The organism is Pseudomonas oryzihabitans (assembly GCF_032027545.1).
Lineage (GTDB): Bacteria > Pseudomonadota > Gammaproteobacteria > Pseudomonadales > Pseudomonadaceae > Chryseomonas > Chryseomonas oryzihabitans_F.
On record NZ_JAVSJB010000002.1, the window covers coordinates 124,265 to 150,210 of the forward strand.

A 25,946-nucleotide genomic window follows, 5' to 3' on the forward strand; every position below is an offset into this window, starting at 1 on the left:
GGAGGCGACGAACCGAATCCTCGCCTCCACGCTCGCGCAGCCCTTAGCTACGGAACTCGGCACGGCCGCGGTAAGGCGCCTTGGCACCCAGTTGCTCTTCGATACGCAGCAGCTGGTTGTACTTGGAGACGCGATCGGAACGGCACAGCGAACCGGTCTTGATCTGGCCGGCGGCAGTGCCCACGGCCAGGTCGGCGATGGTGGAATCTTCGGTCTCGCCGCTGCGGTGGGAGATCACCGCGGTATAGCCGGCGGCCTTGGCCATCTGGATGGCTTCCAGGGTCTCGGTCAGGGAGCCGATCTGGTTGAACTTGATCAGGATCGAGTTACCGATGCCCTTCTCGATGCCTTCCTTGAGGATCTTGGTGTTGGTAACGAAGAGGTCGTCGCCGACCAGTTGCACCTTGCTGCCGATCTTGTCGGTCAGGGCTTTCCAACCGGCCCAGTCGGACTCGTCCATGCCGTCCTCGATGGAGATGATCGGGAACTGCTCGGTCAGGCCGGCCAGGTAGTCGGCGAAACCGTTGGCGTCGAAGGCCTTGCCTTCGCCGGACAGGTCGTACTTGCCGTCCTTGTAGAACTCGCTGGAGGCGCAGTCCAGGGCCAGGGTGACATCGGTGCCCAGCTGGTAGCCAGCCTTCTGTACGGCTTCGGCAATGGCGGCCAGGGCGTCGGCGTTGGAGGCCAGGTTCGGCGCGAAGCCGCCTTCGTCGCCCACGGAGGTGCTCAGGCCACGGGCCTTGAGCACGGCTTTCAGGTGATGGAAGATCTCGGCGCCCACGCGCAGGGCCTCGGCGAAGCTCTTGGCGCCGACCGGCTGGACCATGAATTCCTGGATATCGACGTTGTTGTCGGCATGCTCGCCGCCGTTGATGATGTTCATCATCGGTACCGGCATGGAGTACTGACCGGGGGTGCCGTTCAGGTTGGCGATATGGGCGTAGAGCGGCAGGTCCTGGTCTTCGGCAGCGGCCTTGGCGGCAGCCAGGGACACGGCCAGGATGGCGTTGGCGCCCAGCTTGGCCTTGTTGTCGGTGCCGTCCAGCTCGATCATGGCGCGGTCCAGCGCCTTCTGCTCGCTTGGGTCCTTGCCCAGCAGCAGGTCACGGATGGGGCCGTTGATGTTGCCCACGGCCTTCAGGACACCCTTGCCCAGGTAGCGGCTCTTGTCGCCGTCGCGCAGCTCCAGCGCCTCGCGCGAACCGGTGGACGCGCCGGACGGCGCGGTGGCGCGACCGACGATGCCATTGTCCAGGATCACATCCGCTTCAACGGTGGGGTTGCCGCGGGAATCCAGGACTTCACGTCCCTTGATGTCGACGATCTTAGCCATTTTTGTATCGATCTCCATGTTACCGGTCATTGACGGATCAGCCTTCGGCTGTGCCAAGGGCTTTTGGTTCAAGCCGCCACTACGAGCCTGTCCAAAATTTGCTACGCGTTGGCCAAACTGCGTTGAAAATGCCTTCGGAATGCTCATTTACCACTCGTAAACTCCGCTTCCTCAGACCTTTTCGCCTTGTTTGGCTCTAGCTCGCAAAATTTTGAACAGGCTCTCAGGCAGTTTCGATCGGCGTGAACGACTTCACCAGTTCGTCCAGCGCCTTGAGCTGGGCCAGGAAAGGCTCCAGCTTGTCCAGGCGCAGGGCACAGGGGCCGTCGCACTTGGCATGTTCGGGATCCGGATGGGCTTCGAGGAACAGACCGGCCAGGCCCTGGCTCATGCCGGCCTTGGCCAGGTCGGTGACCTGGGCGCGGCGGCCGCCAGCGGAATCGGCGCGTCCGCCCGGCATCTGCAGGGCATGCGTCACGTCGAAGAACACCGGGTAGCCGAAGCTCTTCATGATGCCGAAGCCGAGCATGTCAACCACCAGGTTGTTGTAGCCGAAGGAAGAGCCTCGCTCGCAGAGGATCAGCTGGTCGTTACCGGCTTCTTCGCACTTGGCGAGGATGTGCTTCATCTCCTGGGGCGCGAGGAACTGCGCCTTCTTGATGTTGATCACGGCGTCGGTCTTGGCCATGGCCACCACCAGGTCGGTCTGCCGCGAGAGGAAGGCCGGCAGCTGGATGATGTCGCACACCGCCGCCACCGGGGCGGCCTGGTAGGGCTCGTGGACGTCGGTGATCACCGGCATGCCGAAGGTCGCCTTGAGCTCTTCGAAGATGCGCAGGCCGGCTTCCATGCCCGGACCGCGGTAGCTGGTCACCGAGGAGCGGTTGGCCTTGTCGAAGCTGGCCTTGAAGACATAGGGGATGCCCAGCTTCTCGGTCACCTTGACGTATTGCTCGCACACCTGCATGGCCAGGTCGCGGGATTCCAGCACGTTCATGCCACCGAACAGCACGAAGGGCTTGTCGTTGGCGATCTCGATGTTGCCGACGCGGACGATCTTCTGCACGGTCATGCTCAATCCTTCTTGGCGTAACGCAGGGCGGCGTTGACGAAGCCGCTGAACAGCGGGTGGCCGTCACGCGGGGTGGAGGTGAACTCCGGGTGGAACTGGCAGGCGACGAACCAGGGATGATCCGGGGCCTCCACCACTTCCACCAGGGCGCCGTCGCCCGAGCGACCGGAGATCTTCAGGCCGGCGGCCTGGATCTGCGGCAGCAGGTTGTTATTGACCTCGTAGCGATGACGATGGCGCTCGACGATGACGTCCTGGCCATAGCAGTCGTGGACCAGGGTGCCACCGCTCAGCTGGCATTCCTGGGCGCCCAGGCGCATGGTGCCGCCCAGGTCGGAGCCCTCGGTACGAATCTCGGTGGCGCCGGTGGCATCCTGCCATTCGGTGATCAAGCCGACTACCGGGTGGCCGCTGGACTTGTCGAACTCGGTGGAGTTGGCGTCCTTCCAGCCCAGCACGTTACGGGCGAATTCGATGACCGCCACCTGCATGCCCAGGCAGATGCCGAGGTAGGGAATCTTGTTCTCGCGGGCGTACTGCACGGTGGCGATCTTGCCTTCCACGCCGCGCAGGCCGAAACCGCCGGGGACCAGGATGGCGTCGACGCCCTTGAGCAGGTGGGTACCCTGCTGCTCGATGTGCTCGGAATCGATGTAGCGCAGGTTGACCTTGGTGCGGCTCTGGATGCCGGCGTGGGTCATGGCTTCGATCAGCGACTTGTAGGCGTCGAGCAGCTCCATGTACTTGCCGACCATGGCGATGGTGACTTCCCGCTCGGGGTTGAGCTTGGCGTCCACCACGCGATCCCACTCGGACAGATCGGCCGGCTTGCACTCCAGACCGAAGCGTTCGACGACGAACTCGTCCAGGCCCTGGGCATGCAGCACGGAGGGAATGCGGTAGATGGTGTCGACGTCTTCCAGGGAAATAACCGCCCGCTCTTCGACGTTGGTGAAGAGCGCGATCTTGCGCCGGGACGAGCTATCGACGGTGTGGTCGGAACGGCAGATTAGCACATCGGGCTGCAGGCCGATGGAGCGCAGTTCCTTGACCGAATGCTGGGTCGGCTTGGTCTTGGTCTCGCCGGCAGTGGCGATGTAGGGGACCAGGGTCAGGTGCATCAGCATGGCCCGGCGGGCGCCGATCTCCACCCGCAGTTGGCGGATGGCTTCGAGGAAGGGCTGCGACTCGATGTCGCCGACGGTGCCGCCGATCTCCACCAGGGCCACGTCGGCATCGCCGGCACCCTTGATGATGCGGCGCTTGATCTCGTCGGTGATGTGCGGGATCACCTGCACGGTGGCGCCCAGGTAGTCGCCACGACGCTCCTTGCGCAGGACGTCCATGTAGATGCGGCCGGTGGTGAAGTTGTTGTTCTGGGTCACGGTGGTGCGGATGAACCGCTCGTAGTGGCCCAGGTCCAGGTCGGTCTCGGCGCCGTCATGGGTGACGAACACCTCACCGTGCTGGAAGGGACTCATGGTACCGGGGTCCACGTTGATGTACGGGTCCAGCTTGAGCATGGTGACCTTCAGCCCTCTCGCTTCCAGAATGGCGCCCAAGGAGGCCGAGGCGATGCCTTTCCCCAAAGAAGAAACAACACCGCCCGTGACGAAAATAAAGCGCGTCATGAAAATTCCTAGAATCTGCGTTGAGGCGGAGAGCCGCCGATGAAAGCGAGAGCGGTCGGCCTGGCGCCGGACCAATGCACACCGTCCACTCGGAGCGAGCGGAAAATGCGGTACAAGACGGGAGCGTAGTCTAGCCTAAAGGTCATGGCAGCTCAAACCCGGCCACACCGTCTGCGGGCTGCCACGCAAGCCGCCCGCCCCCTGGCAGGCCGTCCAGCCCTGCAAGATTGGCCACCGCCAGCAGTTCGTCGCCACGCCAGAGCAGCGGCAACCGCCCGCGCAGGAAGGTCGGCACACCGCGCTCGTTGAGCAGGCGCTTGAGATCACGACGACCACGCCCGGGTACGACCAGTTGCTCACCACCCTGGCGATAGGCGATCCGCCAGCCGGGTTGTGCGTCCTCGCCGACGAAGCGCAGCCGACCATTGCCGGCCAGGTCCAGAGTGGTTTCCTGCGTCCCGATCGCCAGAGGGCGCAGCCCGGCCTGCCAGGTATCGGGCACCCACCAGATCCGCCCTGCCCCGCGCCGCACCTCGCCCCCCTCCAGCCGCCAACAGGGATCGCTCGCCTCGTTGCCGTCACGCAGCGCCTGCCAGCTGACCCAGTGGGCGCTATCGGGCTGCCGCGTCAGGGGCGCCAGCCAGGTGCGCAGGAGATTGCGTTGGCGCGCTTCGCTCAGGCCCTGCAAGGGCGTCAGCGCCAGGCTGGGCAAAGGGACCCAGGCGAACGCCCGCTCGCCGACCTGGGCCTGCCGCAGATCGAGGCGCGCCAGTTCGCCCAACAACTCCTCGGCCTCGGCCAGGTGCCGGGCACTGCGGGCCATGACCCGATCGACGCCGGGCCAGCGATTGCGCAGCCGCGGCAGTATCTCGTGCCTCAGGTAGTTGCGATCCAGCCCGGTATCGACGTTGCTGGGATCTTCGATCCAGTCCAGCCCTTCGGCCTCCGCGTAAGCCAGCAGCGCGGCCCGTGGCTCGTCCAGCAAGGGACGCCAGAGGCGGCCCGCGGCCAGGGGGCGGGTCTCCGGCATGCCGGCCAGGCCCTTCACACCGGCTCCGCGCACCAGGCGCTGGAGCAACGTTTCCAGCTGGTCGTCACGATGCTGCCCCAGCAGCAGGCAGCCGCCGACCGGCAAGACCTCGGCGAAGGCAGCGTAGCGTGCCTCCCGGGCGGCGCGTTCGAGGCTGGCCATCTTGTCGGTACGGACGTGGCGGGTGGCGAGGGGTACGTCGAGCGCTGCACAGACTCGCCCGCAGTGCTCGACCCAGGCGTCCGCCTGAGGCTGCAAACCGTGGTGGACGTGCACCGCCTGCACTTCACCCGTCAGGCCTCGCTCGCGCAGCCGGACGAAGAGATGTAGCAGGACGGTGGAGTCGAGTCCGCCGGAGAAGCCCACCCGCCAGTGACGGGTAGCCGGCTGCCGCGCAAGGCGAAGATGCAGCCGGTCCAGCAGACTCATAGCAGCGGGATCAGGAGATGCCGTAGCTCATCAGGCGCTCGTAGCGACGCTCCAGCAGCGCCGGCACGTCATAGCCCTTGAGTTCGTCGAGTTGTTGCAGCAGCGCGGTGCGCAGGCTAGCGGCCATGGCCTGGGGATCACGATGGGCGCCACCCAGGGGCTCGTCGATCACCTGGTCGACGATATTCAGGCTCTTCAAGCGTTCGGCGGTGATACCCATGGCTTCTGCAGCCTCAGGGGCCTTCTCGGCGGTCTTCCAGAGGATAGAGGCACAACCTTCCGGCGAGATCACCGAATAGGTGGAGTGCTGCAGCATGTTGAGCTGGTCGCAGACACCGATGGCCAGGGCACCACCGGACCCCCCCTCGCCGATCACGGTGGCGATGATGGGGGTCTTCAGGCGCGCCATGACGCGCAGGTTCCAGGCGATGGCTTCGCTCTGGCCACGTTCCTCGGCATCGATGCCCGGATAGGCGCCGGGGGTGTCGATGAAGGTCAGGATCGGCATCTTGAAGCGCTCGGCCATTTCCATCAGGCGGCAGGCCTTGCGATAGCCTTCCGGACGCGGCATGCCGAAGTTGCGACGCACCTTCTCGCGCACTTCACGGCCCTTCTGGTGACCGATGATCATCACCGGACGGCCTTCCAGGCGGGCGATGCCACCGACGATGGCCGGATCGTCGGCGAAGTGGCGATCGCCGTGCAGCTCTTCGAAATCGGTGAAGAGATAGCCGATGTAGTCGAGGGTGTAGGGACGCAGCGGATGACGCGCCAGACGAGCCACCTGCCAGCTGGACAGGTCGCTGAAGATGTTCTTGGTGAGCGCCTGGCTCTTCTCCTGCAACCGGGCGATCTCGTCACTGATGTTCAGCGCATTGTCGTTACCGACCAGCCGAAGTTCTTCGATCTTGGCCTGGAGATCGGCGATGGGCTGTTCGAAATCGAGATAGTTCGGGTTCATGGGCATCCGTTTTGCGTTCTGCAAGCTAAAGGGAGAGCCAGGGGCCGGGGCGCATACCTTAAGGGATAGCGCGCAACAGGTCGAGACTGCGGCCGTACGAGACGGCCAGCCGACTCCTGACGGAAACGGGCAAGGAGCGCGCGTGGCGCTCCGCATCAACGATAGTTGAGAAAGACGTTCTCCCTGCCGAACTGGTCACGCAGGGTTTGAATCAGGCCGTCGGCCGGGTCGATCCGATAGTTCTCGCCGAACTGCAGCAGCGCCCGCGCGGTGGGCCCCTGGTAGTCGATGGTGACCGGACAGGCGCCACGGTGACGACCGCACAACTCGCCCAGCCAGCGCAGCCGATCCCCGGCCAGGGCTTCGCTGCGCACCGCGATCCTCAGGCTTTCCGCCAGGGCGGTACGGGCCTCCTCCAGGCCCAGCACTCGCTTGGCGCGCAGACGCAGGCCGCCGGAGAAGTCGTCCTGGCTGACTTCGCCCTCGACGATCACCAGGGCGTCGGTCTGCAGCAGCGCCTGGGCGGCGTTGAAGGCCTCGGCGAACAGCGAGGCCTCGATGCGCCCGGAACGGTCGTCCAGGGTGACGAAACCCATCTTGTCGCCGCGCTTGTTCTTCATCACTCGCAGGTTGACGATCAGCCCGGCCACGGTCTGGGTCTCGCGCGACGGCTTGAGATCGACGATGCGCTGGCGCGCTAGGCGGCGCACCTCGCCTTCGTATTCCTCGATGGGGTGACCGGTCAGGTACAGCCCCAGGGTCTCCTTCTCGCCGCGCAGGCGCTCCTTGAGATTGAGCTCCCGGGCCCGACGATGATTGACATAGACGTCGGCCTCGGGCTCGGCGAAGACGCCGCCGAAAAGATCCACGTGACCGCTATCGTGACTGCGCGCGGTCTGTTCCGCGGACGCGATGGCCTCTTCCATGGCCGCCAGCAGCACGGCGCGATTCTGGTCGATGGTGGCCTGGTAGGCCTTGATCTCGTCATGGTAATGCGGCCCCAGCCGATCCAGGGCGCCGGAACGGATCAGGGCTTCCAGGGTGCGCTTGTTGATGCGCTTGAGGTCGACCCGGGCGCAGAAATCGAAGAGGTCCTTGAACGGCCCCTCGGCACGCGCCTCGACGATGGCCTCCACCGGCCCCTCGCCCACGCCCTTGATGGCGCCGAGGCCATAGACGATGCGCCCGCCTTCGTTCACGGTGAACTTGAACTCGGAAATGTTCACGTCCGGCGTGTCGATGCGCAGCTTCATGTGGCGGCATTCCTCGATGAGGATTACCACCTTGTCGGTATTGTGCATATCCGCAGACAACACTGCCGCCATGAAGGGCGCCGGATAGTGGGTCTTCAACCAGGCGGTCTGGTAGGAGACCAGGCCATAGGCGGCCGAGTGCGACTTGTTGAAGCCGTAACCGGCGAATTTCTCCACCAGGTCGAAGATGTTGCCTGCCAGATCGGCATCGATGCCGTTGTTGGCGCAGCCTTCGATGAAACCGCCGCGCTGCTTGGCCATCTCCTCGGGCTTCTTCTTGCCCATGGCCCGACGCAGCATGTCCGCCTGGCCCAGGGTGTAACCACCCATGACCTGGGCGATCTGCATCACCTGTTCCTGGTAGAGGATGATACCGTAGGTCGGCGCCAGCACCGGCTTGAGACCTTCGTACTGGTAGTCCGGGTGCGGATAGGCCAGCTCGGCGCGACCGTGCTTGCGGTTGATGAAGTCGTCGACCATGCCCGATTGCAGCGGACCGGGACGGAACAGCGCCACCAGGGCGATGAGGTCTTCCAGGCAGTCCGGCTTGAGCTTCTTGATCAGCTCCTTCATGCCGCGGGATTCCAGCTGGAAGACGGCAGTGGTCTCGGCCTTCTGCAACAGGGCGTAGGTCGGCTTGTCGTCCAGCGGGATGAAGTCGATGTTGAGCGGCTCGCGCCCTTCCGCCACTTCCGTGCGGTTGATGGTTTCCAGCGCCCACTTGATGATGGTCAGGGTGCGCAGTCCGAGGAAGTCGAACTTGACCAGGCCGGCCTGCTCGACGTCGTCCTTGTCGAACTGGGTCACCAGGCCGTTGCCGTCCTCGTCACAGGCGATGGGCGAGAAATCGGTCAGCTTGGTCGGCGCGATCACCACGCCCCCGGCGTGCTTGCCGGTACCCCGGGTGATGCCCTCGAGCTTCAAGGCCATGTCCCAGATTTCCTTGGCGTCCTCGTCGGTCGCCAGGAAGTCGCGCAGCACCTCTTCCTGCTCGTAGGCCTTCTGCAGGGTCATGCCCACTTCGAAGGGGATCATCTTCGACAGGCGATCGGCCAGGCCGTAGGACTTGCCCTGCACCCGGGCCACGTCGCGCACCACCGCCTTGGCCGCCATGGTGCCGAAGGTGATGATCTGGCTCACCGCCTCGCGCCCGTACAGGTCGGCCACGTAGTCGATCACCCGGTCGCGACCATCCATGCAGAAGTCGACGTCGAAGTCGGGCATGGAGATCCGTTCGGGGTTGAGGAAGCGCTCGAACAGCAGGTCGTAGGCCAGTGGGTCGAGATCGGTGATCTTCAGTACATAGGCCACCAGGGAGCCGGCACCCGAGCCTCGGCCGGGGCCGACCGGCACGCCGTTGTTCTTCGCCCACTTGATGAAGTCCATCACGATGAGGAAGTAACCGGGGAAGCCCATCTGGATGATGATGTCGAGCTCGAAGTTGAGCCGGTCGACGTACTCCTGGCGCTTCTCCTCGTAGTTGGGCGTGGTCTCCCGCGGCCAGAGCACGGCCAGGCGTTCTTCCAGCCCCTCGAAGGACACGTGGCGCAGGTAGTCGTTGATGGTCATCCCGTTGGGAATCGGGAAGTTGGGCAGGAAGTACTTGCCCAGCTGGATCTCGATATTACAGCGCTTGGCGATCTCGACGGTGTTTTCCAGCGCCTCCGGCAGGTCGCTGAACAGCTCGGCCATCTCGGCCGCCGACTTCAGGTACTGCTGGTCGCTGTACTTGCGCTCGCGGCGAGGGTCGTCCAGCGGGCGACCTTCACCGATGCAGACGCGGGTCTCGTGGGCTTCGAAATCCTCGGGCTTGAGGAAGCGCACGTCATTGGTGGCCACCAGGGCACCGCCGCAGCGATCGGCCAGGGCCACGGCGGCATGCAGATGCTCCTCGTCCCCGGCTCTTTCGGTGCGCTGGACCTCCAGGTAGAAGCGATCCTGGAAGACTGCCTGCCATTCCGCGAACAGCCGATCGGCCAGGGCCAGATCACCTTCGAGCAGCGCCAGGCCGATCTCCCCTTCCTTGGCCCCGGACAGGGCGATCAGGCCCTCGCTCGCCTCCTTCACCCAGTCACGCTGGATGATGATCTGTCCTTCGCGCTGGCCTTCCTGGAAGCCGCGCGACAGCAGTTCGGTGAGGTTGCGATAGCCCTTGGCGTTCATCACCAGGAGGGACATGCGGGTCAGGGGCGCATCGCTGTCCAGGCCGGCGAGCCAGATATCCGCCCCGGCGATGGGCTTGATACCCGCGCCCATGGCGGCCTTGTAGAACTTGACCAGCGAACAGAGGTTGCCCTGATCGGTCACGGCGACCGCCGGCATGCCGGCCGCTTCGGCGGCCTTGACCAGCCCCTTCACCCGCACGATCCCGTCGACCAGGGAATATTCCGTGTGCAGACGCAGGTGGACGAAGGATGCGGACATGGCAGAGACCCCTTGATGCGTGAGGCGCGAGATTGTACCGGATAGTCGAGCCTGGGCTGGTCTGAAAAGTAGTCGAGCGACGGTCAGGCTAGGCAAAAACCCATGAGGAAGCGGAGTTTACGAATGGTAAATGCGCATTCCGATCAGACTGGCGACCCAGCGGATTCTAAACGCTGCATGACCGGGCACAGGCACTTTTCAGACAAAAGCCCAGGGGCAGACCGCTGCGACGGCTGTCAGTAGGTCGCGACGATCTGGGTCGAGGCCTGGGTCTCGAGCGCCAGCCAGGCGTCCCGCACCGGCGCGAAGGAACGGCGGTGGATGGGTGTCGGCCCCAGGCGCCGGAGGGCGTCCAGATGCTCGGCCGTGGGATAGCCCTTGTGGCCGGCCAGGCCATAGCCGGGATAGAGCGTATCCAGCACCTGCATTTCGCGGTCGCGGCTCACCTTGGCCAGGATCGAGGCGGCGGCGATCGCCGGTACCTGGCTGTCACCCTTCACCACTGGCGCGCTGGGCACGGCCAGCTTGGGACAGCGATTGCCGTCGATCAGGGCCAGCCGCGGCTGTACCTGGAGGCCTTCCACCGCGCGCTGCATGGCCAGCATGGTGGCGTGCAGGATGTTCAGCTGGTCGATCTCGGCGACCTCGGCCCGGGCGACGCACCAGGCCAGGGCCTTCTCCTGGATCTCCTCGAACAGCGCCTCGCGCCGACCCAGCGACAGCTTCTTCGAGTCGTTCAAGCCAAGGATGGGCCGACCCGGATCGAGGATGACCGCCGCCGTCACCACGGCGCCACAGAGCGGGCCACGGCCCACTTCATCGACCCCGGCGACCAGCGCCTCCACCAGGTTGAAATCCAGGCCCATCTGCATCAGCCGCGCTCCCGCAAGAGCGCCAGCACGGCGCTGGCGGCCTGCACCGACGCATCGCGCCTGAGGCTGTGGTGGATGGCAGCGAAACTGTCGGTCTGCTGCTCCGGCCGCTCCAGCAATGGCAGCAGCTCAGCCACCAGGCGTTCCGGCGTCGCCTCGTGCTGGATCAGCTCTGGTACCAGCTTGCGCCCAGCCAGCAGGTTCGGCAGGGAAATGTAGGGGCTCTTAACCAGTTGCTTGAGGATCAGATAGGTCAAGGGTGCCACCCGATAGGCGACCACCATGGGTCGCTTGAACAGCAACGTTTCCAGGGTCGCGGTGCCCGAGGCGATCAGCACGCCATCGCAGGCGGCCAACACCTCGTGGGAACGACCATCGGTCAACAGCAGCGGCAGCGTTGGCCGCCCTTCCAGCAACAGCTCCACTTGCGCCCGCCGTGCGGCATTGGCACAGGGCAGCACGAAGCGCGTGTCGGGACGCTTGGCCAACAAGAGCGCAGCAGCATCCAGGAACAGTGCACCCAGGCGCCCGACCTCGCCACCGCGACTACCGGGCAGCAGGGCGATAACCTGCCCCTCTTCCGGCAGTCCCAGGGACTGCCGGGCCGCCAGGCGATCGCTGTCGAGGGGAATGGTATCGGCCAATGGATGACCGACGAAGCGCACCGGCACCTGTTGCTCTTCGTAGAAGCGGGCTTCGAAGGGGAACAGGGTCAGCATCAGGTCGCAGCCGTCGCGGATCTTCAGCACCCGCTTCTGCCGCCAGGCCCAGACCGAAGGACTCACGTAGTGCACGGCGGGTATCCCGGCACGATGCAACTGGGCCTCGATCTCCAGGACGAAATCCGGGGCATCGATGCCGATGAAGACGTCCGGCCGGGCCTCGAGCAACTGGGCGATGAGCGCCTTGCGGCGACCGAGCAATTCCCGCAGCCGGCCGAGCACCTCGACCAGCCCCATGACCGCCAGGCGCTCCATGGGAAACTCGGACACCAGGCCCTCGGCCTCCATCCGCGGTCCGCCGACGCCCATGAATTCGATGTGCGGATGCTGCGCGCGCAACGCCTGCATGAGACCAGCGCCCAGCAGATCACCCGACGCCTCTCCTGCCACCAGCGCCACCCGCAGGGGACGCTGGGCGAACTCAGCGGGTGATGCCACGCGTGGCACTCAGGATGGAATCGCGGAACACCGCCACCTCGGGAAATTGCTGGGCCATCGGCTCCAGCTCGCGCAGGGCTTCGTCGACGGTCAGGCCTTGGCGGTAGACCACCTTGTAGCAGCGCCGCAGCGTCTGGATGGCCTCGGTCGAGAAGCCGCGCCGACGCATGCCTTCGAAGTTCATGCTGCGCGCTTCGGCCGGATTGCCGAACACCGTCACGTAGGCCGGTACGTCCTTGCCGATCGCGGTACCCATGCCCGAAAAGCTGTGGGCGCCGATGCGGCAGAACTGATGCACCAGGGTATAGCCGGACAGGATCGCCCAGTCGTCCACATGCACGTGTCCGGCAAGTGCGGTGTTGTTGACCAGGATGCAATGGTTGCCGATCACGCTATCGTGACCGATATGCACATAGGCCATCAGCAGGTTGTGGTCACCGATGGTGGTCTCTTCGCGATCCTGCACCGTCCCGCGGTGGATGGTGACCCCTTCGCGGATGACGTTGTGATCGCCGATACGCAGGCGCGTCGGCTCACCCCGGTACTTGAGATCGGGGGTGTCTTCGCCAATCGAGGAAAACTGGTAAATCCGGTTGTGACAACCAATGACGGTCGGCCCCTTGAGGATGACGTGCGGACCTATGACGGTCCCCTCGCCTATCTCGACGTCCGGCCCGATGATCGACCAGGGGCCGACCTGGACATCGGCGGCGAGCCGTGCCTGGGGGTCGACGATAGCCCTGGAGTCGATCAACGTCATAGCTTGCGTTCCGCGCAGATGATTTCGGCCGAGCAGACGGGCTTGTCGTCCACGCTGGCCTGGCATTCGAACTTCCAGATGCCACGCTTGGTGCTGAGGAAACGGGCTTCGAGGACCAGTTGGTCGCCCGGCGTCACCGGCTGGCGAAACCGCAGCTTATCCGATCCGACGAAGTAGTACAGGGTGCCATCGGCGGGTGAGGAATTCATCATCTTGAAGCCCAGCACGCCAGCGGCCTGGGCCATCGCCTCGACGATGAGCACGCCCGGCATGATGGGGTGCTGCGGGAAATGGCCGGTGAAGAACGGCTCGTTGATGCTGACGTTCTTGTAGGCGCGAATGCGCTTGGCTTCGATATCCAGCTCCGTCACGCGATCCACTAACAAAAAGGGATAGCGGTGCGGGAGATATTCACGGATCTCGTTGATGTCCATCATGGTCGGGGAAGGCCTGTTCAAAAAGGGGAAACATCCGATGCGCAATCAAGCATCAGAAGCAGCGTCATCCCGCGAGGTCACGGTGGCAACGATTTTTTCCAGATGTTGCAGACGGCGAGCCATGTCGTCGAGGTGGCGAATACGCGCCGCACTCTTCTTCCATTCCCCGGCCGGCTGCATGGCCGTACCGGAGGAATAGGCGCCTGGCTCGGTGATGGAGCGGGTCACCATGGTCATGCCGGTGACGAAGACGTTGTCGCACACCTCGATGTGACCGACCATGCCCACGCCACCGGCGATGGTGCAATGCTTGCCGATCTTGGTGCTGCCGGAAATGCCGACGCAGGCGGCCATGGCGGTGTGCTCACCGACCTGGACGTTGTGCGCGATCATGATCTGGTTATCCAGCTTGACGCCGTCGCTGATGACGGTGTTGGCCAGGGCGCCCCGATCGATGGTGGTATTGGCACCGATCTCGACATCATCACCGATCAAGACCCCACCCAGCTGGGCGATCTTCTGCCACTGGCCGCGCTCGTTGGCGAAACCGAAGCCTTCGGCCCCGATCACGGCTCCCGACTGCACCACGACGCGCTCGCCGAGGACCACGTCGTGATAGAGGGTGACCCGCGGCGCCAGCCAGCTGTCGGCGCCGATGACGCTCCGGGCACCCACTACGCAGTGGGCACCCAGGCTGACGCCGGCCCCGATCCGTGCCTGCGCCTCGATCACCACATAGGGGCCGATGGCTGCGCTTGGATCGACGACGGCATCCGCCGCGACCACGGCCGTGGGATGGATGCCAGCCGCACTACGCGGCTTGCGGTCGAACAAGTGGGACAACCGCGCGTAGGCGAGATAGGGATTGGCCAGGATCAGGGCGTCGCCGGCATAGCCGTCGGCGTCCTTTTCCGACAACAGCACCGCAGCGGCCCGGGTATCGGTCAGGTAGCGGCGGTACTGCGGATTGGCGAGAAAACTCAACTGGTCGGGACCGGCTTCCGGCAGGGTGGCCAGGCCGGTCACGACGCGCTCGGGCGATCCACGCAACTCCGCGGTCAACTGGCGGCTTTCCAGCCACTGCGCCAGTTCGCCCAGCGTGAAAGTCGTATGGCTCATCAACGACCTGCGTTCATCCGCTCGATCACCTGGCGGGTGATGTCGTACTGCGGCTTCACGTCGACCACGGCGCCACGTTCGAGCACCAGATCGTAATCACCCTTCTTCAGCACCTCTTCCACGGCCTTGTCCAGGCGCGGCTTGAGCAGCTTCAGCATGTCGCGATCGGAGGCAGCCTTGGCGTCGTTGAGTTCCTTGGACTGGAACTGGAAGTCGCGCGCCTTCTGACGGAAGTCATTCTCCAGACGGGTACGCTCGGCCTCGGCCATCTTGTCGCCACCCTTGTTCAGCCGATCCTGGATGTCCTTGGCGGAGCTTTCCAGGCCCTTGAGCTTGTTCAACTGGGGACCGAACTTCTTCTCGGAATCGACCGCGTACTTCTTGGCGGCGTCCGATTCCAGCAGGGCCATCTGATAGTTGAGGACCGCGATCTTGGTGTCGGCGAATACCGGAGCAGCGACGAGAACGGCAGCGAACAAGGCGTAACGGGTGTACTTGTGCACAGTTGACTCCTGCGTGAAGCGCAAAGATGTAGCCTGGGTCAGAACGTCTGACCCAGCGAGAACTGGAAGACCTGCGGATCGGAATTGCCCGGCTTCTTCACCGGCACACCGAGGCTGAAACTCAGCGGACCCAGGGCAGTTACCCAGGTCAGGCCAACGCCGACCGAGCTCGCCATGTTCGAGAAGCTGACGTCGCCGCAATTCTGCGTGGTGCTCAAATAGCACTTGGTGCTGAACACGTTACCCACGTCCCAGAACAGCACGGTACGCAAGGACTTCTGATCCTTCACGAAGGGCAGCGGGAAGAGATATTCCACGCCGCCGGTGATGAGCACGTTGCCACCGAAGGCTTCGGACTTGTCGCGATCGCGGTAGCCCTGGCCCTGGGCGCCATAGGTCGGCGGATTCCCCGGCGGCGTGGTGCGTGGGCCCAGGCTGCTGTCTTCGAAGCCGCGCACGGAGTTGAAACCACCGGCGTAGTAGTTCTCGTAGAACGGCAGGCCATCGGTGCTGCCATAGCCGTCGCCATAACCCAGCTCGGTATGGAAACGCAGTGCCGTGTTGTCGGTGAGCGGGGTGAACAGCTGGCCGCGATAGTCGAGCTTGTAGAAGCTCAGGTCGCTGCCGGGGATGGTGATCTGCCCGGTCAAGTTCTGCGAGGCGCCACGGGTGGGCAGCACGCCGCGGTTCAGCGTCGAACTCGACCAACCGATGCTGGCCTTGAAGTTGGTGAAGTCCTTGCCTTCGCGCTGGACGAAATCGTAGATCTCGTCAGCACTGTAGGTGCCCGGGTTGATCTCGTCGTTCTGTACGCTCAGACCATAGGTCAGGCGCGAGGTCTCGCTGATCGGGTAACCCAGGGTGACACCGGTACCCAGGCTGTTGATCGAGTAGTAGGAGACGTCACTGTCGTACAGTTTGCTGTAGTCAGTGCTGCGATAGAAGATGTTGTAGCCCAGGCTCACGCCGTCGGGCGTGAAGTAGGGATCGGTGAAGCTGAAGTTGTAGCGGCTCTGGTACTGGGAACGGGTCAGACCGATGCTGACCTGGTTGCCGGTACCCAGGAAGTTGTTCTGGCTGATGGAACCACCGAGGATCAGACCGGCGCTCTGGGCGAAGCCGATGCTGGCGGTGATGGAGCCGGAAGGTTGTTCCTCGACGTTGTAGTTCACGTCGACCATGTCGTCGGTGCCGGGCACCTGAGGCGTCTCGACCTTGACTTCCTTGAAGTAGCCCAGGCGTTCCAGGCGAGTCTTGGACTGGTCGATGAGGTAGGTCGATGCCCAACCGCCCTCCATCTGCCGCATCTCGCGACGCAGCACCTCGTCCTCGGTCTTGGTGTTGCCGCGGAAGTTGATGCGATTGACGTAGGCGCGCTTGCCCGGATCGACCACGTAGGTCAGGGACACGCTGTGATCGTCGTCGTGGGGCTCGGGCAGACCGTTGACGTTGGCGAAGGTGTAACCCTCGTTGCCCAGGCGGCGAGTGATCAGGTCCGAGGTAGTGGTCATCACCTTGCGCGAGAAGACCTGGCCCGGCTGGACCAGCATCAGCTTGCGCAGCTCTTCTTCCGGCACCTTGAGGTCACCGGAAAGCTTCACCTCGCGAACGGTGTACTTCTGCCCTTCGTTGACGTTGACCGTGATGTAGACGTGCTTCTTGTCGGGCGTGATGGACACCTGGGTCGAGGTGATGTCCATGTTGATGTAGCCGCGGTCGAGGTAGTAGGAGCGCAGTCGCTCCAGGTCACCCGACAGCTTTTCCCGGGAGTACTTGTCATCGTTACGGAAAAACGACAGCCAGTTGCTCGGCTTGAGCTCGAACAGCGAGGTCAGATCGTCCTCGGGGAAGACCGTATTGCCCACCACGTTGACGTGGGAGATGGTCGCCACCTCGCCCTCGTTGATGGTGATCTTCAACTGCACGCGGTTGCGTGGCTGAGGCACCACCTCGGTGTCGATGCTGGCGGAATAACGACCCTGGGCGACGTACTGGCGCAGCAGCTCGTTGCGGACACCTTCCAGCGTGGCGCGCTGGAAGATCTCGCCCTCGGCGAGGCCGGCCTGCTTGAGGCCCTTCATCAGGTCATCGGTGGAAATCGCCTTGTTCCCTTCCAGGGTGATGCTGGAAATGGACGGACGCTCGACGACGTTGACCACCAGGACGTTGCCGTCACGACCCAACTGGATGTCCTGGAAGAAACCGGTGCGGAACAGCGACCGGGAGGCCTCGGCCAGCTTGTTGTCGTCGACGGCCTCGCCTACGTTCAATGGCAGGGCACCGAAGACGCTGCCGGACGATACACGTTGCAGTCCGTTGACGCGGATATCGGAGATAGTGAAGGACTCGGCGTGTACCTCGCCGATCATCAGCGCGGCTATTACCGCAGGTAGCAGCAGGCGTTTCATGAGTCCCTTTTATTCCAACTGGCAAATAAAGAATCTGCCGCACTGGGCGGCAGATTCGGCAATCAGCAGAGTGTCAGAGGCGACCGAGGTCATTGACCAAGGCCAGCAGCATCACACCCACGACGAGGCTAATACCGATCTGCATGCCCCAGGTCTGCACGCGCTCGGACAAGGGCCGCCCGCGAATCCACTCGACGAAGTAGAACACCAGGTGACCACCGTCGAGCACGGGGATCGGCAACAGATTCAGAACCCCCAGGCTTATGCTCAAGTACGCCAGGAAATTGAGAAAATCCCCCAGGCCCGACTGAGCGGAAGCGCCCGCCACTTTAGCAATGGTTATCGGCCCGCTCAAGTTTTTTACCGACAGCTCTCCCAAGAGCATCTTCTTCAGGGAAACCAGCGTCAGCACGCTCATCTGCCAGGTACGGGCAACACCCTCGCCCACAGCTGCCACAGGCCCATAGCTGATTTCGCGAACCATTTCCGCAGGCCACTTGACCGGGGCAACACCGGCACCGAGGTAGCCTGCCTCTGCGGTATCGACCCGCCGCGCGCCCAGGCGCAAGGAGACATCGCGCTGTTGGCCCTGGCGCTCGTAGGTCAGTTTGATCTGACGATTGGGATGAGCCCTTACCCACTCCACGGCCTGCTGCCAATCGTCGATGGCCACGCCGTCCAGGGCGACCAGCCGATCGCCGGCCTGCAAACCGGCCGCCTGGGCAGGACCCGCCGGATCGAGTTCGGCGAAGACCGCCGGCATGCGGGGCCGCCAGGGTCGCAGCCCCAGGGCCTGGATGGGGTCCGGATCCTCGGCGCCACGCAGCCAGGACTGCAGTTCGATGATGCTATGCTGCTCCGCCGTGGTGCCAGGAAGGAGGTAGTTCAGCCGCAGCGGCCCGCTCTCGCCCAGCCGATCGACCAGCCGCAGATTGACCGCCGCCCAACTGTCCACGGGCTCATCGTCGACCGCGGTCAATTCGGCACCGACCGGGATACCGGCCTGGGCCGCCGGCGTGCCGGCAACGACCGAACCCACCACCGGACGCGGCTGCTGGGAACCCAGCATGGCCAGCAACCAGAAGAACAGGATGGCCAGCAGGAAGTTGGCAATGGGCCCGGCGGCGACGATGGCGATACGCTGGCGAACGGTCTTACGATTGAAGGCGGCGTGCTGCTCTTCTGGCGGGACCGGCGCCTCGCGTTCGTCCAGCATCTTGACGTAGCCACCCAGGGGAATGGCCGCGACCACGAATTCGGTGCCGTGACGGTCGTGCCAGCGCAGCAGGGGCTTGCCGAAGCCTACCGAGAAGCGCAGCACCTTGACGCCGCAGCGCCGCGCCGTCCAGAAGTGGCCATACTCATGGATGGTCACCAGGACGCCGAGGGCGACCAGGGTTCCCAGAATCGTGTACAGGATGGACATTGGCTGCCTCCGCTACCTCAGTGTGCAGATTCTGCGGACTCGCGGACCGGGTGTCGAGGCGCCGGATCAGCGACTCGACAGCCAGGCCTGCGCCAACCGCCGAGCGGTGGCGTCGGCCGCGAAGACCACGTCAAGATTGTCCGCCGGGCACGGTGCCGTGCGCTGGAGCACCGATTCGATCAGCCGCGGGATGTCGGTGAAGCCCAACCGACCTGCGAGGAAGGCCTCGACGGCGACCTCGTTGGCCGCGTTGAGCGTCGCCGGCAAACAGCCGCCCGCCTGGGCTGCCTCGCGCGCCAGCCGCAGGCAGGGAAAGCGCTCTTCATCGGGTCGTTCGAACTCGAGCCGGCCGATCTCGAACAGATCGAGCGCCGCAACGCCCGAGATTATGCGCTCCGGCCAGGCCAGCGCATGGGCAATGGGCGTACGCATGTCGGGATTGCCCAGTTGAGCCAGCACCGAGCCGTCCACGTAGTCCACCAGGGAGTGGATGACACTCTGGGGATGGATGACCACCTCGACCTGCGCTGGGGTGGCATCGAACAACCAGCAGGCCTCGATCAGTTCGAGTCCCTTGTTCATCAGGGTCGCGGAATCCACCGAGATCTTGCGCCCCATGGACCACTTGGGATGGGCGCAGGCCTGATCGGGGGTGACATCCCGCAATAGCTCGGCAGGCGTCTGGCGGAAGGGGCCACCCGAGGCGGTCAACAGGATGCGACGCACTCCCTTGGCGGCCAGACCCGGTGAGGCCGGATCGGCCAGGCATTGGAAGATGGCATTGTGCTCGCTGTCGATCGGCAGCAGCGTCGCGCCGCTGGCGCGCACGGCATCGATGAACAGCGCGCCGCTCATGACCAGCGCTTCCTTGTTGGCGAGCAGTACCCGCTTGCCGGCCTTGACCGCCGCCAGCGTGGGCTTGAGGCCCGCTGCACCGACGATCGCCGCCATGACGGTATCGACCTGCGGGTGGGCGGCGATGGCCTCCAACCCGGACTCGCCGACGAGGATGTCGGGCAAGGCGTCGGCCGCCTGGAGCAGGCCCTGCAATCGCTCGGCGGAAGCCTCATCCGGCACCGCGACGCAACGCGGGCGAAAACGGCGGCAGAGTTCGGCCAGTTCATTCAACCGGCGATGGCCGCTGAGGGCGAAGATCTCGTACCGCTCCGGATGCTGTGCCACCACATCCAGGGTACTGGCGCCGATGGACCCGGTGGCGCCAAGGACGCACAGGCGCTGGAGGCTCACTGCACACCCCAGCCAGCCCACCAGAGCAGTAACGCGAACAGCGGTACCGCGGCCGTCAGGCTGTCGATGCGATCCAGCACCCCGCCATGCCCCGGCAGCAGCTGGCTGCTGTCCTTGAGTCCGGCCTGGCGCTTGAACATGCTTTCGGTGAGATCACCGACGACGGAAATGAGCACCACGCAGGCGGCACCGATGAGCGCCTGCAGCAGATCGCCCAGCCCCCAACCCCGGACCAGCCCGAGCACCAGGGTCGCGATCAGCGCAGCGGCCAGGCCACCATAGAGGCCTTCCCAGCTCTTGCCGGGGCTCACGGCCGGCGCCAACTTGCGCCTGCCAAAGGCCCGCCCGGAGAAATAGGCGAAGATGTCGGCCAGCCAGACCAGCATCATCACTTCGAGAATCAGCAGGTTGCCGCCCGGTGCCGCCTTGAGCAACATCAGGCCCTGCCAGGCCGGGACCAGCACCACCAGCCCGATGAGCAGCCGCCGCCAGGGCGCCTGCCAGGTGCGAGCGCTGTCCGGATAGGTCAGCACCAGCACGGTCGCGTACAGCCACCAGGCGAGGCTGATGAACAGCAGTCCATGAGCACCCGCGGGAAGCGTCCAGCACACCAACAGCGCCAGCGCGACGATGGCGGCATAGGCACAGCGCAGGGGCTGCGCCTCGAGACCGGCCAGGCGGGCCCACTCCCAGGCACCCAGTACCACCACTGCACCGATGAAGAGCGCGAACGCCGCCCCTTCCAGCCAGAAAAACCCGGCCAGGGCGATGGGCAACAGCACCATCGCCGTGATAACTCGCTGTTTCAGCATTAGGCGCGTAGCTCCGCTTCCACCTGTTCGCAGGTCCGGCCGAAACGCCGCTGGCGAGTGGCGAAGTCGGCCAGCGCTGCCTGCATGGCTTCGTGCTTGAAGTCCGGCCAGAAGAGGTCGGAAAAATACAGCTCGGCGTAGGCGATCTGCCAGAGCAGGAAGTTGCTGACCCGCCGCTCGCCACCGGTACGGATGCACAGATCGGGCAATGGCAGGTCAGCGGTCGCGAGACATCCCTGCAGCAACTCCGGCGTGATGTCCGCCGGCTGCAGGCCACCCTGCTGAACCTGCAGCGCCAGTTGCTGGGCAGCCTGGGTGATGTCCCACTGGCCGCCGTAGTTGGCGGCGATCTGCAATACGAAGCGAGTATGATGGGCCGTGAGCGCCTCGACTTCCGCCATGGCGGCCTGCAGCTCCGGGTGGAACAGCGAGCGGTCGCCGATGATGCGCAGGCGGATGCCGTTCTGATGCAGCTTCTTGGCTTCCCGGCGCAAGGCGGACAGGAACAGCTCCATCAGGGCGCCGACCTCGTCGGCCGGGCGCCGCCAGTTCTCGCTGGAAAAGGCGAACAGCGTCAGCACCTCGACGCCCGCGTCACCGCAGACCTCGATGACCGCCCGCACGGCATCGACCCCGGCCTTGTGACCGGCGACACCGGGCAGCAGCCGACGGCGCGCCCAGCGATTGTTCCCGTCCATGATGATCGCCACGTGACGCGGCACCACCTTGCCTGGCTTGCTCATGCCCATGCTACGTCCCAATCGTTGTCAAACGGCCATCAGGTCGGCTTCTTTGGCCTCCAGAGCCTTGTCCACCTCGGCGACGTACTTGTCCGTCAGCTTCTGGACTTCGTCCTGCGCACGGCGGTCTTCGTCCTCGCTGATTTCCTTTTCCTTGAGCAGGTCCTTGAGCTGGGCCAGGGCATCGCGACGGATGTTGCGCACCGACACGCGCGCCTGCTCGGCTTCGGCACGGGCCTGCTTGGTGTAACCCTTGCGGGTTTCCTCGGTCAGCGCCGGCATCGGCACGCGGATGGTGGTGCCAGCGGTTGCCGGATTCAGCCCCAGGTCCGAGGTCATGATGGCCTTTTCCACGGCCTGGATCATGCTCTTGTCGAACACGCTCAGCGCCAGGGTGCGCGAGTCCTCGACGGTGACGTTGGCCACCTGGCGCAGCGGCGTATCGCTGCCGTAGTAGGAGACCATGACGCTATCCAAGATGCTTGGATGGGCACGTCCGGTACGGATCTTGGCAAAGGTGTGACCCAGGGCTTCCAGGGTCTTGGTCATGCGCGCCTGCGCGTCCTTCTTGATCTCGTCGATCATGCTGCTCCCTCCTCGATCAGGGTACCCTCGCCGCCACCCACTACGATGTTGAGCAGGGCACCGGGCTTGTTCATGTTGAAGACCCGCAGGGGCATGCTGTGGTCACGGCAGAGACAGATGGCCGTGAGATCCATGACGCCCAGTTTGCGGTCGAGCACCTCGTCGTAGGTGAGACGCTCGAATTTTTCGGCATTGGGATCCTTGAAGGGATCCGCCGTGTATACACCATCCACCTTGGTGGCCTTGAGCACCAGGTCCGCCTCCACCTCGATCGCCCGCAGACAGGCGGCGGAGTCGGTGGTGAAGAAGGGGTTACCAGTACCCGCGGAGAAGATGACGACCTCGCCATCCTTCAGCTGGCGCAGCGCCTTGCGGCGGTCGTACTGGTCGGTCACGCCGACCATGGAGATCGCGGACATCACCGTCGCGGGAATATTGGAGCGTTCCAGGGCATCACGCATGGCCAGGGCATTCATCACCGTGGCCAGCATGCCCATGTGGTCGCCGGTGACGCGATCCATGCCAGCGGCGGACAGGGCCGCGCCGCGGAACAGGTTGCCACCGCCGATCACCAGGCCGACCTGGACACCGATACCCACCAGTTGCCCGATCTCCAGCGACATGCGGTCCAGCACCTTCGGGTCGATCCCGAAGTCTTCACTTCCCATCAGGGCTTCGCCACTGAGCTTCAGCAGAATACGCTTGTAACGGGGTTGGCGACCACTCATCTGCTGTGCCATTCACTCTCTCCTGTGGCGATGAACATGTGCGGGGGTTTTGATCCAGCGATAGGAAAGCGCAACCGCAGTTGCGTTCACTCCAATCGGCAAAAAACTCCTTGGGAGGCAAGAAACTAGACGTGCCTTCCAATTTGACAAAGAGGCCGCGCGCTCGAAGCGGGCGGCCTCCTGGTCATCAGCAGATGCCGATCTTACTGCTTGCTGGCAGCCAGCTGGGCAGCGACTTCGGCAGCGAAGTCAACTTCGGCCTTCTCGATGCCTTCACCCACTTCGTAGCGCACGAAGGAGACGATCTCGGCACCGGCCTTCTTGGCCAACTCGCCGACCTTGACTTCCGGATCCTTGATGAAAGGCTGCTCGACCAGGCTGGCTTCGGCCAGGAACTTGTTGATGCGACCCTTGACCATGTTCTCCACGATGTTTTCCGGCTTGCCGGCGATCTTGTCGGCGTTCAGCGCCAGGAAGATTTCCTTTTCCTTGGCGATGGCATCTTCGGAAACCTGGGAGGGGTTCAGGAACTGGGGGTTGCTCGCCGCGACGTGCATGGCGATTTCCTTGGCCAGTTCGGCGGTGCCACCCTGCAGGGTGACGACCACACCGATGCGGTGACCGTGCAGGTAGGCGCCAACCACATCACCTTCGACACGGGTCAGGCGACGGATGTTGACGTTCTCGCCGCACTTGGCGACCAAGGCTTCACGAGCGCCTTCCTGAGCGGCGATCAGCGGAGCGGCATCGCTCATCTTCTCGGCGAAGGCCTTGTCCAGGCTGGCGGCGACGAAGCCTTTGAAGTCGTCCTGCAGAGCCAGGAAATCGGTCTGGGAGTTGACTTCGATGATGACGGCAGCCTTGTGGTCATCGGCGACCTTGACCGCGATGGAGCCTTCGGCAGCCACGTTACCGGCTTTCTTGGCGGCCTTGATGGCGCCAGCGGCACGCATGTCGTCGATGGCCTTCTCGATGTCGCCACCGGCAGCGGCCAGGGCCTTCTTGCAATCCATCATGCCTTGGCCGGTACGCTCGCGCAGTTCTTTGACCAGGGCTGCAGTGATTTCTGCCATGTTTGAAATCCTCTTGAAACGGTTTCGAGGTCACTCCGCACGATGACGGAGCCAATGAAACGCTAGTAGGCAAAAAGGGGGCTAGGCCCCCTTCTCGCACGTCGAACCGCTCGACCCCAAGGTCGAAATGCTCAGCCCTCGACGGCTTCGGCAGCGGGTTCTTCGACGAATTGCTCGTTGGCACCGCCGTTGCTACCACCACGGATCACGGCATCGGCAACGCTGCTCAGGTACAGAGTAACGGCGCGGAAGGCGTCATCGTTGCCGGGGATGACGTAGTCCACGCCTTCCGGGCTGCTGTTGGTATCGACGACGCCGATGACCGGGATGCCCAGCTTGTTGGCTTCGGTGATGGCGATGCGCTCGTGGTCAACGTCGATCACGAACAGGGCATCCGGCAGACCGCCCATATCCTTGATACCACCCAGGCTGCGCTCGAGCTTCTCGAGGTCGCGGGTGCGCATCAGGGCTTCTTTCTTGGTCAGCTTGTCGAAAGTACCGTCCTGGGACTGAACTTCCAGATCACGCAGACGCTTGATCGAGGCACGGATGGTCTTGTAGTTGGTCAGCATGCCGCCCAACCAGCGATGATCGACGAAGGGCTGACCGCAACGGGCGGCTTCTTCGCGAACGATCTTGCCGGCAGCACGCTTGGTGCCGACGAACAGGATCTTGTTCTTGCCGGACGCCAGGCGCTCAACGAAGGTCAGGGCCTCGTTGAACATCGGCAGGGTCTTTTCGAGGTTGATGATGTGGATCTTGTTACGCGCACCGAAGATGTACTTGCCCATCTTCGGGTTCCAGTAACGGGTTTGGTGGCCGAAATGCACGCCGGCTTTCAGCATGTCACGCATGGAGACTTGAGACATTAGATGTTCCTCGTAGTCGGGTTGGGCCTCCACGCATCCCAATGACCAACTTCCTCGCGGAAGCACCCAGGTCATCGTGTCGATGCGTGTGTGGGGTTAGGAGCGCATATAAAGGGGCTGAGCCCCGAAAAAGCGCGCGACTTTATATCACGACTCGCCTCATACCACCAGCGGCGATTGCCGACTGCCGGACGCAACCAATGCCGCGGCTGGCACAGCGCGGCCGCCAGACCTGATAGAATAGCGGATCGAAAGCTAACGCCCGGCGTGATACCTAGAGATTTCCGATGACCGTCATCCTGAAGACCCCTGAAGACATCGCCAAGATGCGCGTCGCCGGCCAGTTGGCCGCCGAGGTGCTGGAAATGCTGGACGAGCATGTACGTCCCGGCATCACCACCGAGGAACTGGATCGCCTGGCTCACGACTATATCGTCAACGTGCAGCAGGCCATCCCCGCCCCGCTGAACTACAAGGGCTATCCCAAATCCATCTGCACCTCGCTGAATCACGTGGTCTGCCACGGCATTCCCAATGACAAGCCGCTCAAGAGCGGCGACATCATGAACGTGGACATCACCGTGATCAAAGACGGCTACCACGGCGACACCAGCAAGATGTACCTGGTGGGCGACGTACCCGAGTGGGCCGACCGCCTTTGCCAGGTCACCCAGGAGTGCCTCTACAAGGGCATCTCCCTGGTCCGTCCAGGCGCGCGCCTCGGCGACATCGGCGAGATCATCCAGAAGCACGCCGAGAAGAACGGCTTCTCGGTGGTGCGCGAATACTGTGGCCACGGCATCGGCAAGGGCTTCCACGAGGAGCCGCAGGTGGTGCACTACGGGCGCGCCGGCACGGGCCTGGAGCTGCAGGCCGGGATGATCTTCACCATCGAGCCGATGATCAACCAGGGGCGCTACGAGACCCGCCTGTTGGGCGATGGCTGGACCGCCATCACCAAGGATCGCAAGCTGTCCGCGCAGTGGGAGCACACGGTGCTGGTCACCGAGCAGGGGTACGAGATCCTGACCCTGAGAAAGGACGAAACCTTTCCCCGCGTTTCTGCGTGAGGT

The 25,946-nt window shown here is 64.0% G+C and carries 22 protein-coding genes; 1 reads left to right on the plus strand and 21 read right to left on the minus strand.

Features of this window, described 5'->3' with window-relative positions; all coding sequences use genetic code 11:
- Positions 1 to 43: 43 nt before the first annotated feature.
- The 21 genes from eno to rpsB all read right to left on the minus strand — a co-directional run bounded on the left by eno (position 44) and on the right by rpsB (position 24,873).
- Positions 44 to 1,333 (minus strand): phosphopyruvate hydratase, encoded by a 1,290-nt coding sequence (gene eno / locus RND78_RS03145; RefSeq protein WP_312725994.1) that lies wholly within the window; start codon positions 1,331 to 1,333, stop codon positions 44 to 46.
- Between the two features lie 223 nt (positions 1,334 to 1,556).
- Positions 1,557 to 2,405: a 3-deoxy-8-phosphooctulonate synthase gene (gene kdsA, locus RND78_RS03150; protein WP_042136053.1), complete on the minus strand. Its 849-nt coding sequence runs from the start codon at positions 2,403 to 2,405 to the stop codon at positions 1,557 to 1,559.
- 2 nt (positions 2,406 to 2,407) lie between these two features.
- The gene (locus RND78_RS03155) at positions 2,408 to 4,036 is read right to left on the minus strand and encodes a CTP synthase (protein ID WP_312725995.1); all 1,629 of its coding nucleotides are present in this window, start codon (positions 4,034 to 4,036) and stop codon (positions 2,408 to 2,410) included.
- 142 nt (positions 4,037 to 4,178) lie between these two features.
- Positions 4,179 to 5,495, minus strand: coding sequence for a tRNA lysidine(34) synthetase TilS (tilS, locus tag RND78_RS03160; protein WP_312725996.1), 1,317 nt, complete (start codon positions 5,493 to 5,495; stop codon positions 4,179 to 4,181).
- Between the two features lie 10 nt (positions 5,496 to 5,505).
- The gene (locus tag RND78_RS03165) at positions 5,506 to 6,456 is read right to left on the minus strand and encodes an acetyl-CoA carboxylase carboxyltransferase subunit alpha (protein WP_312725998.1); all 951 of its coding nucleotides are present in this window, start codon (positions 6,454 to 6,456) and stop codon (positions 5,506 to 5,508) included.
- A gap of 155 nt (positions 6,457 to 6,611) precedes the next feature.
- Positions 6,612 to 10,133, minus strand: coding sequence for a DNA polymerase III subunit alpha (gene dnaE, locus RND78_RS03170; protein ID WP_312725999.1), 3,522 nt, complete (start codon positions 10,131 to 10,133; stop codon positions 6,612 to 6,614).
- A 236-nt stretch (positions 10,134 to 10,369) separates the two neighbouring features.
- Complete coding sequence (gene rnhB / locus RND78_RS03175) at positions 10,370 to 11,005, minus strand: ribonuclease HII (protein WP_312726001.1); 636 nt, start codon at positions 11,003 to 11,005, stop codon at positions 10,370 to 10,372.
- Complete coding sequence (gene lpxB, locus RND78_RS03180; protein WP_312726546.1) at positions 11,005 to 12,132, minus strand: lipid-A-disaccharide synthase; 1,128 nt, start codon at positions 12,130 to 12,132, stop codon at positions 11,005 to 11,007. Before lpxB ends, rnhB begins: the two co-directional genes overlap by 1 nt.
- Positions 12,133 to 12,148: 16 nt before the next feature.
- Positions 12,149 to 12,925 (minus strand): acyl-ACP--UDP-N-acetylglucosamine O-acyltransferase, encoded by a 777-nt coding sequence (lpxA, locus tag RND78_RS03185; protein ID WP_312726002.1) that lies wholly within the window; start codon positions 12,923 to 12,925, stop codon positions 12,149 to 12,151.
- Entirely contained in the window at positions 12,922 to 13,362 is a 441-nt protein-coding gene (gene fabZ / locus RND78_RS03190; protein WP_059226515.1) for a 3-hydroxyacyl-ACP dehydratase FabZ, read from the minus strand. The genes lpxA and fabZ overlap by 4 nt, the downstream gene beginning before the upstream one ends.
- 45 nt (positions 13,363 to 13,407) lie before the next feature.
- Positions 13,408 to 14,484, minus strand: a complete 1,077-nt coding sequence (lpxD, locus tag RND78_RS03195; RefSeq protein ID WP_312726005.1) for a UDP-3-O-(3-hydroxymyristoyl)glucosamine N-acyltransferase — start codon at positions 14,482 to 14,484, stop codon at positions 13,408 to 13,410.
- The gene (locus RND78_RS03200) at positions 14,481 to 14,984 is read right to left on the minus strand and encodes an OmpH family outer membrane protein (RefSeq protein ID WP_312726006.1); all 504 of its coding nucleotides are present in this window, start codon (positions 14,982 to 14,984) and stop codon (positions 14,481 to 14,483) included. The genes lpxD and RND78_RS03200 overlap by 4 nt, the downstream gene beginning before the upstream one ends.
- A 38-nt stretch (positions 14,985 to 15,022) precedes the next feature.
- Positions 15,023 to 17,392, minus strand: coding sequence for an outer membrane protein assembly factor BamA (gene bamA, locus RND78_RS03205; RefSeq protein ID WP_312726008.1), 2,370 nt, complete (start codon positions 17,390 to 17,392; stop codon positions 15,023 to 15,025).
- 73 nt (positions 17,393 to 17,465) lie between these two features.
- Positions 17,466 to 18,818 carry a sigma E protease regulator RseP gene (gene rseP / locus RND78_RS03210; RefSeq protein ID WP_312726010.1) on the minus strand — a complete coding sequence of 451 codons (1,353 nt, stop codon included), beginning with the start codon at positions 18,816 to 18,818 and terminating at the stop codon, positions 17,466 to 17,468.
- A gap of 66 nt (positions 18,819 to 18,884) precedes the next feature.
- Entirely contained in the window at positions 18,885 to 20,066 is a 1,182-nt protein-coding gene (gene ispC, locus RND78_RS03215; RefSeq protein WP_312726012.1) for a 1-deoxy-D-xylulose-5-phosphate reductoisomerase, read from the minus strand.
- The gene (locus tag RND78_RS03220) at positions 20,063 to 20,878 is read right to left on the minus strand and encodes a phosphatidate cytidylyltransferase (RefSeq protein ID WP_312726014.1); all 816 of its coding nucleotides are present in this window, start codon (positions 20,876 to 20,878) and stop codon (positions 20,063 to 20,065) included. Before RND78_RS03220 ends, ispC begins: the two co-directional genes overlap by 4 nt.
- Positions 20,878 to 21,627 (minus strand): polyprenyl diphosphate synthase, encoded by a 750-nt coding sequence (uppS, locus tag RND78_RS03225; RefSeq protein WP_312726015.1) that lies wholly within the window; start codon positions 21,625 to 21,627, stop codon positions 20,878 to 20,880. Before uppS ends, RND78_RS03220 begins: the two co-directional genes overlap by 1 nt.
- Positions 21,628 to 21,645: 18 nt before the next feature.
- The gene (gene frr, locus RND78_RS03230; RefSeq protein ID WP_058761983.1) at positions 21,646 to 22,203 is read right to left on the minus strand and encodes a ribosome recycling factor; all 558 of its coding nucleotides are present in this window, start codon (positions 22,201 to 22,203) and stop codon (positions 21,646 to 21,648) included.
- Entirely contained in the window at positions 22,200 to 22,943 is a 744-nt protein-coding gene (gene pyrH, locus RND78_RS03235; RefSeq protein ID WP_007159492.1) for a UMP kinase, read from the minus strand. The genes frr and pyrH overlap by 4 nt, the downstream gene beginning before the upstream one ends.
- A 191-nt stretch (positions 22,944 to 23,134) precedes the next feature.
- A complete protein-coding gene (gene tsf, locus RND78_RS03240; protein WP_295463584.1) occupies positions 23,135 to 24,004 on the minus strand; it encodes a translation elongation factor Ts in 870 nt (289 codons plus the stop codon).
- Between the two features lie 131 nt (positions 24,005 to 24,135).
- Entirely contained in the window at positions 24,136 to 24,873 is a 738-nt protein-coding gene (gene rpsB, locus RND78_RS03245) for a 30S ribosomal protein S2 (RefSeq protein ID WP_312726021.1), read from the minus strand.
- A 287-nt stretch (positions 24,874 to 25,160) separates the two neighbouring features.
- Here rpsB and map point away from each other — a divergent pair, with 287 nt between their 5' ends.
- On the plus strand, positions 25,161 to 25,943 hold the full coding sequence (gene map / locus RND78_RS03250) for a type I methionyl aminopeptidase (RefSeq protein WP_312726023.1): 783 nt from the start codon (positions 25,161 to 25,163) through the stop codon (positions 25,941 to 25,943).
- The last annotated feature ends 3 nt before the right edge of the window (positions 25,944 to 25,946 follow it).

Coding starts and splice junctions, on each gene's coding strand:
- eno (WP_312725994.1), bottom strand. CDS start 1,333: ATGGCTAAGATCGTCGACATCAAGGGACGTGAAGTCCTGGATTCCCGC.
- kdsA (WP_042136053.1), bottom strand. CDS start 2,405: ATGACCGTGCAGAAGATCGTCCGCGTCGGCAACATCGAGATCGCCAAC.
- RND78_RS03155 (WP_312725995.1), bottom strand. CDS start 4,036: ATGACGCGCTTTATTTTCGTCACGGGCGGTGTTGTTTCTTCTTTGGGG.
- tilS (WP_312725996.1), bottom strand. CDS start 5,495: ATGAGTCTGCTGGACCGGCTGCATCTTCGCCTTGCGCGGCAGCCGGCT.
- RND78_RS03165 (WP_312725998.1), bottom strand. CDS start 6,456: ATGAACCCGAACTATCTCGATTTCGAACAGCCCATCGCCGATCTCCAG.
- dnaE (WP_312725999.1), bottom strand. CDS start 10,133: ATGTCCGCATCCTTCGTCCACCTGCGTCTGCACACGGAATATTCCCTG.
- rnhB (WP_312726001.1), bottom strand. CDS start 11,005: ATGCAGATGGGCCTGGATTTCAACCTGGTGGAGGCGCTGGTCGCCGGG.
- lpxA (WP_312726002.1), bottom strand. CDS start 12,925: ATGACGTTGATCGACTCCAGGGCTATCGTCGACCCCCAGGCACGGCTC.
- fabZ (WP_059226515.1), bottom strand. CDS start 13,362: ATGATGGACATCAACGAGATCCGTGAATATCTCCCGCACCGCTATCCC.
- bamA (WP_312726008.1), bottom strand. CDS start 17,392: ATGAAACGCCTGCTGCTACCTGCGGTAATAGCCGCGCTGATGATCGGC.
- rseP (WP_312726010.1), bottom strand. CDS start 18,818: ATGTCCATCCTGTACACGATTCTGGGAACCCTGGTCGCCCTCGGCGTC.
- RND78_RS03220 (WP_312726014.1), bottom strand. CDS start 20,878: ATGCTGAAACAGCGAGTTATCACGGCGATGGTGCTGTTGCCCATCGCC.
- uppS (WP_312726015.1), bottom strand. CDS start 21,627: ATGGGCATGAGCAAGCCAGGCAAGGTGGTGCCGCGTCACGTGGCGATC.
- frr (WP_058761983.1), bottom strand. CDS start 22,203: ATGATCGACGAGATCAAGAAGGACGCGCAGGCGCGCATGACCAAGACC.
- pyrH (WP_007159492.1), bottom strand. CDS start 22,943: ATGGCACAGCAGATGAGTGGTCGCCAACCCCGTTACAAGCGTATTCTG.
- tsf (WP_295463584.1), bottom strand. CDS start 24,004: ATGGCAGAAATCACTGCAGCCCTGGTCAAAGAACTGCGCGAGCGTACC.
- rpsB (WP_312726021.1), bottom strand. CDS start 24,873: ATGTCTCAAGTCTCCATGCGTGACATGCTGAAAGCCGGCGTGCATTTC.
- map (WP_312726023.1), top strand. CDS start 25,161: ATGACCGTCATCCTGAAGACCCCTGAAGACATCGCCAAGATGCGCGTC.